The sequence below is a fragment of the Streptomyces silvisoli genome, assembly GCF_029269905.1.
Classification (GTDB): Bacteria; Actinomycetota; Actinomycetes; order Streptomycetales; family Streptomycetaceae; genus Streptantibioticus_A; species Streptantibioticus_A silvisoli_A.
Window position 1 is genome coordinate 127790 of the sequence record NZ_JARJBC010000011.1, and the last position, 15658, is coordinate 143447.

The following is a 15658-nucleotide window of genomic DNA, read 5'->3' on the forward strand; positions in this document are numbered from 1 at the left end:
TCAACGCGCCTCCGCTACCGGGGTTTTGGGGTCGGCGGCCCGGCCGGTCGCGTCCGTGAGCGCCTCGGTGAGCGCCGCGCGCCAGTGCCGCAAGGGGGGCAGGCCGGCCTTCGCCCACCCGTCATGGCCCAGCACGCTCCATGCCGGGCGGCGCGCCGCGCGCACCAGTTGGTCGCTGCCGATCCGCCGCACCCGCTCGGGATCGGCGCCCACCAGTTGGAACACCTCACGGGCCAGCGCGTACCAGGTGGTGTGACCGCCACCGGTGCCGTGGAAGATTCCGGTGGACCGCTCCAGCGGCAGCCCGCCGAGTTCGATCAGCCGCTCGGCGAGGTCGCCCGCCCAGGTGGGCTGGCCGTGCTGGTCGTCCACCACGTCGACGGTGCGGTCCTCCTGAAGCGCGATCCGGGCCATGGTGCCGACGAAGCCGGTGGTCGCGGTGCCGGTGGCGGCCCTGCCGTACAGCCAGGCGGTGCGCACCACGGTGGAGGCGTGCGGCAGCTCGGCCAACGCGGCCTGCTCGCCGGCGAGTTTGGTGCGGCCGTACGCGGTGTGCGGTGCCGGCGAGGCCAGTTCACCGTAGGGAGTGCCCAAGTCCTGGGGGGCGCCGCCGAACACGTAGTCGGTGGAGACGTGCAGCAGTCGGGCACCGGAGGCGGCACAGGCGCGGGCCAGGTGGCGCGGACCGTCGGCGTTGATCCGCGCGGCGGCGGCCTCCTGGGACTCCGCGTCGTCGACGGCGGTCCACGCGGCGCAGTTGACCACCACCCGGGGGCGGTGTTCGGCGACGGCTCGCTCGACCGCGCGGGTATCGCTGATGTCCAGCTCGGCACGGCCCAACGCCACGGTGTCGGCGCCTCGAACGGTCAGCCGGGCGGTCACCTCGCGCCCCAGCGTGCCGCCCGCGCCCACCACCAGCCAGCGGCACTCGGTGGCGGAAGACGGCGGCACGGATATGGCGGACGCGAAATCGCGAGGCGCGTCGTGCGGCGGATGTCCCGCCGTCATTTGTTGCGCAGAATCCTTCGACGCGGTCACGCGGCGATGCTATGGGGTTATTCCGGGGAGTCGCAACACCCGGAATTTCCCCCTAAGCACCCCTAGTGAGCGGCACGAACCCCTAACTTAACGGTCCGGTAGGTCCATGGTGCGGGCAGTCGTGCTAGACATGGCACGCACCATATTGCTCCCCAATCCGTCGGCGCACAACGACGCAGCCCGCCGCACGTGCGACCCTCGCGGCAGAACGCCGGTGCTGCCGTTATAGCGTCCAGCTTGATTCGCAGGGTCAATGAACACAATACGTCCGCTGGATTATGCCGTCCTAGTCGACGGGCTGGTCAAAAAATATCCCGACCGTGAACACCCCGCCGTGGACAACCTCAGCTTCACCGTGAACCATGGTGAGGTCTTCGGGTTCCTGGGCCCGAACGGAGCCGGAAAAACCACCACGATCGGCATTCTCACCACCCGCGTGGCGCCGACCGGTGGGCTGGCGTTCGTGCAGGGCGTCGACGTGGTCGCCAAACCCGCGGTGGCCCGCCAGTCGTTCGCCGTCGTACCGCAGCGCAACAACCTCGACCGTTCTCTGACGATTCGTCAGAATCTGGTGTTCCACGCGGGATACCACGGTCTGCCGCGCGCCGAGCGCAACCGACTGGCCGACGAGAGCCTGGAGTTCGTCGGCCTCACCGATCACGGCAACGCCCGTTCCGACGAGGTCTCCGGTGGTCAGGCGCAGCGCGTGATGATCGCCCGGGCGCTGATGCACCGGCCCCGGGTGCTGTTCCTGGACGAACCGGCCACCGGTCTCGACCCGCAGTCCCAGCTCTTCGTCCGCGAGCGGGTGGCCGAACTCAGCAAACGCGGCGTGACGGTGGTCATCACCACCCACGACATGGACGAAGCCGAGAAACTCTGTGACCGGGTCGGAATCATCGACCACGGCCGGCTGCTGGCCCTGGACACGCCGCAGGCGCTGATGGAGAAGCTCTCCAACACCTCGGTCAGCGTCACCATCGCACCACCGGAGTCCGGTGCGGACGGCGTTATCCAGAAGCTGAAGCGGATCGATTCGGTAGCCAATGTCGAGATCGTCCGCCAAGAAGAAGAGGATCCGCTCGCAGGCGCCGAGTTCGGCGAGAACGGATTCGAGTTCCACCACGAAACCAAGCCGGCGGACGTGCGGTTGAAGGTCTACTCCGACGCCGCCTCCTCGGTGATCCTGCCCACCGTCATCAAGGCACTGGCCGAAGCGAACTGTGAAATCAAGGACATGAGCGTCGGCAATTCGACCCTGGAAGACGTTTTCGTCGAGTTGACCGGTAGGGAGATGCGATGACCACCGCACCCACCTCCACGTCCGATTCCACGGCCGCGCCGACGCTGCCCGCCGAGGAGTCGGAGGCCACCGTCGTCGCCGTCCAGCAGTCCCGTGCCGGACGGCACCGGCGCCGGGCGACCCGCTGGCGGACGTTCTACTTCATCCTGTGGCGGGATGTCTTCGTCACCGGCCGGGAGCTGGCGCCGTTCCTCGGCCAGGTGCTGGTCGAGCCGTTCTTCATCCTGTTCGTCTTCGGCAAGGTGCTGAGCAACCTCGGATACACCAACCCGGGGTTCCAACAGGTGCTGCTGCCCGGTGTGGTGGCGCTCAACAGCTTCCTGGTCTCGCTGCAGAACACCGCGCTTCCGCTGGCCATCGACTTCTCGTACACCAAGGAGATCGAGGACCGGCTGCTGGCGCCGATCCCGGTGACGCTGGTGGCCGTCGAGAAGATCATCTTCGGCGCGATGCGCGGAGTGATCGGCTCGCTGGTGATGATCCCGATCGGTCTGGGGCTGCTCGACCATGTCTCCTGGCCGCTGCACACCATGCCGGCGACCCTGGGCATCATCACGCTCGGCGGCATCGTGGGCGGCGCGGTCGGCCTGACGCTGGGCACCCTGGCGCCCGCACGCCACATCAGCATCGTCTTCGCGATGACGCTGACCCCCATCATGTTCACCGGCGCCACCCAGTTCCCGTGGGCCAGCCTGTCCCACATCCGGTGGTTCCAGATCCTGTGCGCCTTCAACCCGCTGACGTACGTCAGTGAGGCGATGCGCGGGCTGCTGCTGCCGAAGGGCGGACCCCACTCGATTCCGCTGGGGATCTGCGTCGGCGCGATCGCGGCGACCACGCTGATCTACGGCTTCATCGGCATCCGCGGCTTCCACAAGAGGGCGCAGGACTGATGCCCGTCGGGCAGAACCCTGGCAGGGGCCTTGGGGCTTGTCCCAAGGCCCCTGCCGTGGTGGAGAGCAACCGAGAACAGTAAGGGCGTGCACCACGAAATGACCGCATCCGAGCAGGCGCGTACCGCCATAGTGTTCCCCGGCATGGGGCCCTCCCGCTTCTCCGAGGTGGGCAAGTTCCTGATGCTGGACCCGTACGCCCGGCGCCGTCTGGCGGAGGCCGACGAGGCGCTGGGCACCTCCGTCTTCGACAACTTCCGGGAAGCCACCGAGGACTACTCGGAATTCAGCCAGGTCGCCTTTCTGGTCAACTCGATGGCCCTGGCCGACAAGGCCGAGGAGACCCTGGGCATCAGGCCCGACTTCTGTGTCGGCCCGAGCTTCGGGCAGAAGGCGGCGGCGGCCTACGTCGGCAGCCTGTCCTTCGCCGAGGTGGTCCGGCTCACCGTCGAACTGGCCCGGCTGGAGGAGGACTTCTTCCGTCGCGAGTACACCGACGTGGTCACCCACTCCTTCGTCCGTACCCCCGAGGAGCGGCTGAAGGAGATCCTGGCCGACTTCGACGAGCGCGACGAGTGGTACGACTTCTCCGGCTACCTCGACGACGGCTTCTACATGCTCTCGGTGCGGGAGAAGGAACTCGACGGCCTCAAGCAGGCCATCAGCAAGGCCGGCGGGTACTCCATGTACTCCATGCGGCCCCCGGTGCACGCCCCGGCGTTCTCCGCACTGCGCCGTGAGGCCGAGCAGCAGGTGTTCGCCTCGTACGAACTGGCCGACCCGAAGCTGCCGGTGGTCACCGACCAGGACGGCACCGTCATCAACTCGGCCGCCGCGATGCGGACGATGATGCTGGACACCTTCGACCGGCCGATCAACTGGCGTGCTGTCGTCGCCACGTTGAAGGGCGCCGGGGTGACCAAGGTGTGCGTCACCGGCCCGGACAACCTCTTCCACCGGCTGGACTGCACCAAGGACAACTTCGAGGTGGTGGCGGTCGGCCTGACCAAGCGCTCCCGCGAGCGGGAGCGCGACCGCGGTCGCACCAGGTAACGCGTCCAACCAACGCCGAAAGGGCCGGGCTCCGAGGAGCCCGGCCCTTTCGGTGTCCGCGGTCAGCGACCGAGCCAGTCGTCCACCGCCCGCGCGGTGGTGTCGGCGTGCCGCTCCATCATCGTGAAGTGGTTGCCCGGTACGTCCACGGCGGTGTGCTCCAGGTCCCAGTAGGACCTCCAGTCACCGTCCTTCGACCAGTCGAACAGCCGCTCCCCCGCCCGCACCAGCAGCGTCGGAGTGCTGATCGGCCGCGGCTTCCAGTCGCCGAACAACCGGAAGTAGCCGCCCATCGCCAGCAGCCGGGTGTCGTCGACCGGCACGTAGCTCTCCTGCCGCTCGTTCATCCCCTCCGCCAGGCCCGGCTGGATGCCCACGATCGCGTCATCGTCGTGCGAGTAGATGTCGATCAGCACCACCGCCTCCGGCGCCGACCCCTCGGACTCCAGCCGTGCGGCCACCGCGTGCGCCAGCATTCCGCCCGAGGAGTGGCCGAGCAGCACGAACGGCCTGCCGTCAGCGTGCCGTACCACCGCCTGCGCCTGCGCCTCGATCACCGCCTCCTTGCTGGCCGGCAACTGCTCCCCGGCGAGGAAGCCGGGCGCGCCCAGCGCCCACACGTCCCGGCGACCCCGGAAGCCCGCGGCGAACCGGGCGTACTGGTGCGGTCCGGAGATCGACAGGATCGAGGAGAAGCAGACCAGTCCCGGCTGCCGCTCACCGGAGGACAGCCGCACCAGGCTCGGCGCCTTGCGCAGCTCGGCCGCGGACCCGAACGACGGACGGAACCGCGAGGCCTCCATCAACAGCCCCATGAACTCACCGGACTTACCCAGTTCCCCGGCCTGCCGCAGCATCGCCCCGAACACTCCGTCAGGGGTCTCGGCCGGGCCGTCCACCGCTGCCTCGGGAGTGGCACCGGCCAGTTCGGCGCGCAGCCGCTGGGCGGTCAGCATCGGCGTCGGCTGATCGAACAGCAGCGTCGGTGGCAGCCGCAGCCCGGTGGCCGCGTTCAGCCGGTTGCGCAGTTCGACGGCGGTCAGCGAGTCCACGCCCAGTTCCAGGAACTCCCGGCCCGCGCTCACCTCGTCCGGCGACGCGTAGCCGAGGACGACGGCGACCTGCTCACGCACCAGTTCCAGCAGCACAGCCTCCTGCTCGGCCTCGTCCAGCCCGGCCAGACCCCGCAGCAGCGTGCCCGCCTCCGGCTGAACGGCCCCACCGGCGTGTGCGGTGCGGCGTGCGACGCCCCGTACCAGCCCGCGGAAGAGACCGGGCAGCGCACCGGCCGCCGCCTGGGCGCGCAGCGGCGCGGTGTCCAGGTCCACCGGGATAAGTGCGGCGTCGTCGGCGTGCCCGCAGGCGGTGTCGAACAGCGCCAGTCCTCGCTCGGTGGACAGCGGCAGCAGACCGCCCCTGGCCATCCGCCGCACATCCGTGTCGGCCAACTCGCCCGTCATCGCGCTGCGTTGTGCCCACAGGCCCCAGGCCAGCGAGACCGCGGGCAGCCCGTCGGCGCGACGCCGCTGTGCGAGGGCGTCCAGGAAGGCGTTGGCCGCCGCGTAGTTGCCCTGACCGGGGGTGCCGAAGGTGCCGGCCGCGGACGAGAACAGCACGAACGCGGTCAGGTCCAGGTCCCGGGTCAGCTCGTGCAGGTTCACCGCCGCATCGACCTTCGGCCGGAACACCGTGTCGATCCGGTCCCCGGTGAGCGACGGGATCAGCCCGTCGTCCAGCACACCGGCGGTGTGCACGACCGCGGTGAGCGGATGTTCCCCGGGCACGTCGGCGAGCAGCTCGGCCAGCGCCTCGCGGTCGGCCGCGTCACAGGCCGCCCAGGTGACGTCCGCGCCCAACCCGGCCAGCTCGTCGCCCAGTTGGGCGGCGCCCTCGGCCGCCGCGCCGCGACGGCTGGTGAGCAGCAGGTGCCGTACGCCGTGCTCGACCACCAGGTGCCGGGCGACCAGTCCACCGAGCGCGCCGCTGGCACCGGTGATCAGCACGGTGCCGTCCGGGCCGAACGACGGCCGGTCCTGCGGCTCGGCGGCGACGGGAACCCTGGCCAGGCGCGGCGCGTACAAACCGCCTTCACGTGCGGCCAGTTGGCTCTCGCCGTTCGCCACCGCGGCCGACAGCAGGGCGTACGAGACGCCCTGACCGTCGACATCCAGCAGGGTGAAGGCGCCCGGGTTCTCCGTCTGGGCCGAGCGCAGCAGACCCCACACCGGTGCGTGCGCCAGATCCGGCACACCCGCGTCGCCGTGCGCGGCAACCGCGCCACAGGTGACGAACACCAGCCGGGAGCCCTCGAAGGACTCCTCCGCCAGCCAGCCCTGAACGAGGGCCAGGGCGCCGTGAGTCGCCTGCCGGGCGGACTCGGCCGGAGCGCAGGGCGCCAGGACCACGTCCGGCATCGGCTTGCCCGCCCGTACGACACCGGCCAGGGCGGCCAGATCGGCGTAGCCGTCGACCACGGCGCCTGCGGTCTCCAGCACGGCCGCCAGCTTGAGGTGATCGACGCCGACCACGGCCCAACGCCGGGCCGCGGCCGTCTCCTGGGCCTGGACGGCCGTCCACTCGACCCGGAACAGCGAGTCATGGAACTGCGGCTGCGATGCGCCGAGTTGGGCCGGATCGACCTGCCGCAGCGCCAACGACTCGACCGATGCGACCAGGTCGCCCGTCTCGTCCGCCGCCGTCAGCGACACCGAACCGTCAGCGTCCGGCGCGATCCGCACCCGCAGCGTGTCGGCACCGCTGGCGTGCAGGGTGACACCGGTCCAGGAGAACGGCAGCCGGATCGCCGGTGCGCCCTCGGCTTCGCCGGTGAAGGTACCCAGGGCCAGGCCGTGCAGCGCCGAGTCGAGCAGCGCCGGGTGCAGCCCGAACCGGGCGGCGTCGGCGTGCTGCTCCTGCGGCAGCCGCAGTTCGGCGAAGACCTCGTCGCCGCGCCGCCACGCCGCCCGCAGCCCCTGGAACGCCGGGCCGTACCCGAAGCCGCCCTCGGCGAACCGCTCGTAGAGGCCCTCGACGCCCAACGGCCGTGCGTCGGCCGGGGGCCACACCGTGAGGTCGTGCGCCGGACGGGCCGAGCCGGCAGCCAGCACACCGCTGGCGTGCCGGAGCCACGGCGCGTCGGCCGGGGCGTCCTGCTGGCGCGAGTGCAGGGCCAGCTGGCGCCTGCCGGTGCCGTCGGGCTCCGCGACGGACAGCCGCAGTTGCACCGCGCCGTCCTCAGGCAGGATCAGCGGAGTTTGGAGGGTGAGTTCCTCCAGTACGTCGCAACCGACCTGGTCCCCGGCCCGGATCGCCATCTCCACGAACGCCGTCCCGGGCAGCAACACCGTTCCGGCCACCGCGTGATCGGCCAGCCATGGGTGGGTGCGCAGCCCCAGTCGGCCGGTGAAGACGATGCCGTCGGACTCCGGCAACTCCACAGCCGCGCCCAACAGCGGGTGATCGGCGTCCCCCAGGCCGATGGAGGTGACGTCGCCCACCACTACGGGAGGGACGTCGATCCAGTAGCGCTGGTGCTGGAACGCGTACGTGGGAAGGTCCACGCGACGGGCTCCCGCGAAGTACGCTTGCCAGTCGACTGGGGTGCCCTTGATGTGGGCCTGGGCGACGGCGGTGGCGATCGCTTCCGGCTCGGGGCGGGCGTTGCGGATGGTGGGTGTGAAGGCCGCCTTCTCCGGGTGCGTCACGCAGTCCTGGGCCATCGCCGACAGGACGCCGTCCGGCCCGAGTTCGAGGTAGGTCGTGACGTTCTGGGCTTCCAGCGCCTGGACGGCGTCGAGGAAGCGGACCGCCTCGCGGGCGTGGCGGGTCCAGTAGTCGGGGTCGGCGATCTCGTCGGCGGCGACCAGCTTTCCGGTGAGGGTGGAGACGATGGGGATACGGGGGGCGTTGAACGCCAGGCCCGCAGCTACCTCGCGGAACGCCTCCAGCATGCCGTCCATGTGCGATGAGTGGAAGGCGTGGCTGACGGTGAGGCGCTTGGTCTTACGGCCCCGCGCCTCGAAGCCCGCGGCGATCTCCAGGGCCGCGTCCTCGTCACCGGCGATGACGACCGACGTCGGCCCGTTGATCGCGGCGATGCTCACGCCCTCGACCAGCAGCGGGACAACCTCGTCCTCCGCCGCCTGAACCGCCACCATCACGCCGCCGCCCGGCAGTTCCTGCATCAGACGGCCGCGAGCGGCCACCAACGTGCAGGCGTCCTCCAGCGACAACACACCGGCAACATGCGCGGCGGCCAGCTCACCGATCGAGTGCCCGGCCAGGAAGTCAGGCTTCAGACCCCACGACTCAACGAGCCGGAACAACGCCACCTCGACCGCGAACAACGCGGGCTGCGTGTGGACGGTCTGGTCCAGCGCATCGGCATCGGTGCCGAACAGCACCTCCTTGAGAGGCAGTTCGAACCGGCCACACACCTCGTCCAACGCCCCGGCGAAGACGGGATAGGCCTCATACAGCTCCCGGCCCATCCCGATCCGCTGACTGCCCTGCCCGGTGAACAGGAACGCCAACTTCCCGGAGTCGGGCGCGCCTTCGAGGACGCCCGCCGTGCCGTGCCCCTCGGCAAGCGCCGTCAGACCGGTGAGGAAGCCGTCCCGCTCCCCCGCCACCACGGCCGCGCGGTGCTCGAACGCCGCGCGCCCGGTGGCCAGCGAAAGGCCCACGTCCGCCAGGCCAAGGTCCGGATCGGCGGCCACATGCGCACGTAGCCGGTCGGCCTGCGCGCGCAGCGCATCGGCGGTCCTGGCCGAAAGCACCCAGGGCAACGCCTTCGGCGTGACCGGAGGCTGGTGGTCATCGGCAACGGACGGTGCCTGTTCGATGATCGTGTGTGCGTTGGTGCCGCTGATGCCGAACGAGGAGACCGCGGCCCGCCGCGGACGATCGGTCCGCGGCCACTCCCGCGCCTCCGTCAACAGCTCGACCGCACCCGCCGCCCAGTCCACATGCGGCGTCGGCTCGTCCACGTGCAACGTCTTCGGCAGCACACCATGCCGCATCGCCATCACCATCTTGATGATCCCGGCGACACCGGCGGCGGCCTGCGTATGACCCATGTTCGACTTGATGGAACCCAACCACAACGGCTGGTCCTCGTCACGCTCCCGCCCATAGGTGGCAAGCAGCGCCTGCGCCTCGATCGGATCACCCAGCGTGGTACCCGTACCGTGCGCCTCCACCACATCCACATCGGCAGCCGTCAACCGGGCATTCGCCAACGCCTGCCGGATCACCCGCTGCTGCGACGGACCGTTCGGCGCCGTAAGACCGTTGCTCGCACCATCCTGGTTGACCGCACTGCCACGGACCACGGCCAGCACGGGGTGACCGTTGCGCTGGGCGTCCGACAGCCGCTCAACGAGCAGCATGCCAACGCCCTCGCCCCACGCCGTACCGTCCGCACCAGCGGCGAACGGCTTGCAGCGGCCGTCCGCCGCAAGACCGCGCTGGCGGCTGAACGCGACGAACGTACCCGGGGTGGCCATCACCGTGACACCACCCGCCAGCGCCAGTTCGCACTCGCCGTTGCGCAGCGCCTGTACCGCGAGATGCAGGGTGACCAGCGACGACGAGCACGCGGTGTCGACCGTGACCGCCGGACCCTCAAGACCGAACGTGTACGACACCCGGCCCGACACCACGCTGCCGGAACTGGCGGTGCCCATGTAGCCCTCAAGCCCGTCGGGCGCGCGGTGCAGCAGGGTGCCGTAGTCGTTGTACATCACGCCCGCGAAGACACCGGTACGACTGCCGCGCACCGACGACGGGTCGATCCCGGCCCGCTCGAACACCTCCCAGGTGGTCTCCAGCAGCAGCCGCTGCTGCGGGTCGGTGGCCAGCGCCTCGCGGGGGCTGATGCCGAAGAAGACCGGGTCGAAGTGGTGTGCGTCGTGCAGGAATCCACCGTCGCGGGTGTAGCTGGTCCCCGGCTGGTCGGGATCCGGATCGAACAGCCCCTCCACGTCCCAGCCCCGGTCGGTCGGCAGGCCGGATATCGCGTCCCTGCCCTCGGTGACCAGTTGCCACAGGTCTTCCGGTGACTTGACCCCACCGGGGAATCGGCAGCTCATCGCCACGATCGCGATGGGCTCGTCATCCGCCGCCACAGCCGCCGCGACGACCGGTGTGGCGGCGTCGGCGTGGGCACCGAGGAACTCCGCGGCCAGGTAGTCGGCCAGAGCGGTCGGGGTCGGGTAGTCGAAGATCAAGGTGGCCGGGAGCCGGACCCCGGTGGCCGCGTTCATGCGGTTGCGCAGTTCGAGGGCGGTCAGGGAGTCGAAGCCGACCTCGTTGAAGGCACGCAGCGGTTCGACCTCCTCCGGCCCGGTCAGACCGAGGACCGCGGCCACCTGGGTGCAGACCAACTCCAGTACCGCACGGCCGCGTTCCGCCTCCGGGAGCCCGGCGAGACGCTGTGCCAGCGCTCCGGTGGGGGCCGCCGTGTTGGCGGTGGCGCGGCGGGCAGGGGTACGCACCAGAGCGCGCAGCAGCGGGGGCAGCATGCCACCAGCCGCCTGAGCCTGCAGCCCGGCCAGGTCCAACCGCATCGGCACCAGCAACGCGTCCCCGGCACGCCCGGCCGCATCGAACAACGCGGTGCCGTCAGCCACCGACAGCGAGGCGACACCACCACGGTTCAACCGCTCGACATCAGCCGAGTCCGCCATGCCCGTGGACCACAGACCCCACGCCAACGAACTCCCCGCCAGGCCCAGGGACCTGCGGTGCTCCGCCAACGCGTCCAGGAAGCTGTTCGCCGCCGCGTAGTTGCCCTGACCCGCACCACCGAACACACCAGCAGCCGACGAGAACAACACAAACGCCGACAGATCCAAGCCCTGCGTCAACTCATGCAGGTTCCACGCCGCATCCACCTTCGGCCGCAGCACCTTGGAGACACGCTCCCCGGTAAGCGAACCGATCACACCGTCATCCAGCACACCAGCCGTATGCACAACGGCCGTCAACGGATGCTCGACCGGAACCGCCGCCAGCACCCCCGCCAACGCCTCCCGATCCGCCACATCACACGCCGCCCAGGAAACCTCGGCACCCAACTCCGACAACTCAGCGGCGAGTTCGGCAGCGCCCGGAGCATCAGCCCCCCGACGCGACACCAACAACAGATGCCGCACCCCACGCTCGCCCACCAGATGCCGAGCGAACACACCACCCAACTCACCACTGGCACCCGTGATCAACACCGTGCCACCGGCACCGAACCCAACCTCATCGCCCTCAGCCGTGGCCCGCACCAGCCTCGGGGTCAGTACGCGACCGTCGCGAACGGCCAACTCCTGCTCCGGCAGGCCCAGCAGCGCGGGATCCAGCTTCGACACGGACGGGTCGAGGTCCACCAGGACGAACCGGCCCGGGTTCTCCGACTGCGCCGAACGCACCAGACCCCGTACCGCCGCACCCGCCAGATCCTCCGGACCGCGCGTGACGAACACCAGCCGTGCGTCCGCGAACCGCTCGTCCGCCAGCCACTCCTGCAGCAACACCAAAGCCAGCCGCGTCGCCGCATGCACATCCGCGACCGAAGCCGCCGCGGCCGACGTCAGACCGTCGACAACCACGTTGGCCGGCACCGGAGTCGCCAGCGCAGCCAGCCCCTCGGCCCCAAGCGACACACACGCCGGCCGCTCGGCCGCCTCCGGCACCGTCAGCTCGGCCCACTCCACCCGGAACAGCGACTCCGCCACGCCACCACGACCGCCGCCCAGTTGCTCCGGCGAGACCGACCGCAGGGCCAGCGCGTCCACCGACGCCACCGGCGCACCCGCCGCGTCGGCGATCTCCAGCGACACCGCGTCCCGCCCGGCCGAAGCCAACCGCACCCGCAGCGCCGACGCGCCGACCGCGTGCAGGGCCACCCCCGACCAGGAGAACGGCAACCGCCCCTGCCCGGTCTCCTCGACCAGTCCACCGAGTCCGATGCCGTGCAACGCCGCATCCAGTAGCGCCGGATGCAGGCCGAAGCCCGCGTCCCCGGCGCCCTCCGGCAGGGCGACCTCGGCGAAGACCTCATCGCCGCGCCGCCAGGCGGCCCGCAGGCCCTGGAACACCGGCCCGTAGGCGAAACCGGAAGCCGCCAGGCCCTCGTACAACCCGTCGACGGTCACCGACTGCGCATCGGCCGGAGGCCACGCGCCGAAGTCGAACGACGCCTTCGACGCGCCCTCGGCCAGCACACCCGTCGCATGCCGCAGCCACGGTTCCTCTTCCGAGGCGTGGTCGGCACGGGAGTGGAAGGTGATGGACCGGCGACCGGCGTTGTCCGGGGAACCCATCACGATCTGGAGTTGCACCCCACCCCGCTCGGGCAGCACCAGCGGTGACTCCAGGGTGAGTTCCTCCACCAGGTCACAGCCCACCTGGTCCCCGGCGCGCACGGCGAGTTCGACGAACGCGGTGCCGGGCAGCAGTACCGCGCCCATCACGGCGTGATCGGCAAGCCACGGATGTGTGTCAAGCGACAGACGGCCGGTGAACAGGAACCCTTCAGCGTCCGCCAGCGACACCGCGGCGCCCAGCAACGGATGCTCCGCCGAACGCAGACCGGCCGAGGTCACATCGCCAACGGCGGTACCCGCGTCCAGCCAGTAGTGCTGGTGCTGGAAGGCATAGGTGGGGAGATCCACCCGGACCGCGCCCGAGCCGTCGAAGTACCCGGCCCAGTCAACGGCCACCCCACGCACATGGGCTTCGGTCAGGGCAACGGTCAGCGATTCCGGCTCCGGGCGGCCGTCGCGCAGTACGGCGAGGAACGCCTTGCCGTCGATGTCCGCGACGCAGTCCTGTGCCATGGCGGACAACACGCCGTTCGGGCCCAGCTCGATGAACGTGCTGACGTTCTGGGCTTCCAGCGCCTGGATGCCGTCGAGGAAGCGGACGGCCTCGCGGACGTGCCGGACCCAGTAGTCGGGCAGGCAGATGTCCTCGGCGGTGGCCAACGTGCCGGTGAGGGTGGAGACGATGGGGATACGGGGGGCCTCGTACGTCAGGCCCTCGGCGACCTTGCGGAACGCGGCCAGCATGCCGTCCATGTGCGACGAGTGGAACGCGTGGCTGACGGTGAGGCGCTTGGTCTTACGGCCCCGCGCCTCGAAACCAGTGGCGATCTCCAGGGCCGCAGCCTCGTCACCGGCGATGACGACCGACGTCGGCCCGTTGATCGCGGCGATGCTCACGCCCTCGACCAGCAGCGGAACGACCTCGTCCTCCGCCGCCTGGACCGCCACCATCACGCCGCCGCCGGGGAGTTCCTGCATCAGACGACCACGGGCCGCCACCAACGTGCAGGCGTCCTCCAGCGACAGCACACCGGCAACATGCGCGGCGGCCAGCTCGCCGATCGAGTGCCCGGCCAGGAAGTCAGGCTTCAGACCCCACGACTCCACCAACCGGAACAGCGCCACCTCAACGGCGAACAACGCGGGCTGCGTGTAAGCGGTCTGATCCAGCAGACCGCCGTCAGCGCCGAACACCACGTCCTTGAGCGGCAGTTCGAACCGCTCAAACACCTCGTCCAGCGCCGCCGCGAAGACGGGATAGGCCTCGTACAGCTCCCGGCCCATCCCGATCCGCTGGCTGCCCTGCCCGGTGAGCAGGAACGCGAGCTTGCCTCGGCCGTCCGCCGTACCCCGGACCACTCCGGCGGGAGACTCACCGGCCGCCAGCTTGGTGAGCCGGTCGAGGAGGGATTGGCGGTCGGCCGCGATGACTGCCGCCCGGTGTTCCAGCGCGGATCGGGTGACCGCCAGCGAGTAAGCGATGTCTGCCGCGCCGAGTTCCGGCCGTGCGGTCAGGTGGGCCAGCAGGCGCTCGGCCTGTGAGCTCAGTGCCTCAACTGACTTCGCCGACAGCACCCATGGCAGTACCGGAAGCGGACGCGGCTGCTCGGCCGCTTCCTCCGCTTCCAGCTGCGGTGCCTGTTCGATGATCAGGTGTGCGTTGGTGCCGCTGATGCCGAACGAGGAGACCGCGGCCCGCCGCGGACGATCGGTCCGCGGCCACTCCCGCGCCTCCGTCAACAGCTCGACCGCACCCGCCGCCCAGTCCACATGCGGCGTCGGCTCGTCCACGTGCAACGTCTTCGGCAGCACACCATGCCGCATCGCCATCACCATCTTGATGATCCCGGCGACACCGGCGGCGGCCTGCGTATGACCCATGTTCGACTTGATGGAACCCAACCACAACGGCTGGTCCTCGTCACGCTCCCGCCCATAGGTGGCAAGCAGCGCCTGCGCCTCGATCGGATCACCCAGCGTGGTACCCGTACCGTGCGCCTCCACCACATCCACATCGGCAGCCGTCAACCGGGCATTCGCCAACGCCTGCCGGATCACCCGCTGCTGCGACGGACCGTTCGGCGCCGTAAGACCGTTGCTCGCACCATCCTGGTTGACCGCACTACCGCGCACGACCGCAAGCACCGGATGCCCGTGCTTCCGCGCGTCCGACAACCGCTCAACGAGCAGCATGCCAACGCCCTCGCCCCAGCCCGTACCGTCGGCCGCGGCGGCAAAGGACTTGCAGCGGCCGTCGAACGACAAGCCACGCTGGCGGCTGAACTCGGTGAACGTACCGGGAGTGGGCATCACGGTGACACCACCCGCCAACGCCAGCGAGCACTCCCCGTTGCGCAGCGCCTGTACCGCGAGATGCAGGGTGACCAGCGACGACGAGCACGCGGTGTCGACCGTCACCGCCGGACCCTCAAGGCCGAACGTGTACGACACCCGGCCGGAGGCGATGCTGCTGGATCCTCCGGTGCCCAGGTAGCCCTCGACGCCCTCGGGGACGGCGCGCAGCCGCGAGGTGTAGTCGTGGTACATCACGCCCGCGAAGACACCGGTACGGCTGCCGCGCACCGAGGCCGGGTCGATCCCGGCCCGCTCGAACACCTCCCAGGTGGTCTCCAGCAGCAGCCGCTGCTGCGGGTCCATCGCCAGTGCCTCGCGCGGGCTGATGCCGAAGAAGGCCGGGTCGAACTGGTTGGCCTCGTGGAGGAATCCGCCCTCGCTGACGTAGCTGGTGCCCTGCTGGTCGGGGTCGTCGTCAAAGAGCCGCTCGATGTCCCAGCCGCGGTCGGTGGGGAAGCCGGAAACGGCGTCCCCACCTTCGGCGACCAGCCGCCACAGATCCTCGGGCGACTGGACTCCGCCCGGGTAGCGGCAGCTCATCCCGACGATCGCGATCGGCTCCTGCTCGCCCGACTCGACTTCCTGCAAGCGGCGCCGCGTCTCATGGAGATCGGCCGTCACCCGCTTGAGAAAGTAACGGAGCTTTTCCTCGTTCATACGTGCATCCCTCTCGCGGAAGCCAGAAAGGCAGAGCCGTT

The 15658-nt window shown here is 70.1% G+C and carries 5 protein-coding genes; 3 read left to right on the top strand and 2 right to left on the bottom strand.

Features of this window, described 5'->3' with window-relative positions; translation table 11 throughout:
• Entirely contained in the window at nucleotides 1-1008 is a 1008-nt protein-coding gene (gene rfbD, locus P3G67_RS19110; protein WP_276094517.1) for a dTDP-4-dehydrorhamnose reductase, read from the bottom strand.
• A 283-nt stretch (nucleotides 1009-1291) separates the two neighbouring features.
• Here rfbD and P3G67_RS19115 point away from each other — a divergent pair, with 283 nt between their 5' ends.
• The 3 genes from P3G67_RS19115 (at nucleotide 1292) to P3G67_RS19125 (ending at nucleotide 4287) form a co-directional block, all read left to right on the top strand.
• Nucleotides 1292-2341, top strand: coding sequence for an ABC transporter ATP-binding protein (locus P3G67_RS19115; RefSeq protein ID WP_276094518.1), 1050 nt, complete (start codon nucleotides 1292-1294; stop codon nucleotides 2339-2341).
• Nucleotides 2338-3234: an ABC transporter permease gene (locus P3G67_RS19120; RefSeq protein WP_269859609.1), complete on the top strand. Its 897-nt coding sequence runs from the start codon at nucleotides 2338-2340 to the stop codon at nucleotides 3232-3234. The genes P3G67_RS19115 and P3G67_RS19120 overlap by 4 nt, the downstream gene beginning before the upstream one ends.
• Nucleotides 3235-3333: 99 nt before the next feature.
• A complete protein-coding gene (locus P3G67_RS19125; protein ID WP_276094519.1) occupies nucleotides 3334-4287 on the top strand; it encodes an ACP S-malonyltransferase in 954 nt (317 codons plus the stop codon).
• A gap of 62 nt (nucleotides 4288-4349) precedes the next feature.
• Here P3G67_RS19125 and P3G67_RS19130 read toward each other — a convergent pair whose 3' ends face one another.
• Entirely contained in the window at nucleotides 4350-15617 is an 11268-nt protein-coding gene (locus tag P3G67_RS19130) for a type I polyketide synthase (protein ID WP_276094520.1), read from the bottom strand.
• Between the last annotated feature and the right edge of the window lie 41 nt (nucleotides 15618-15658).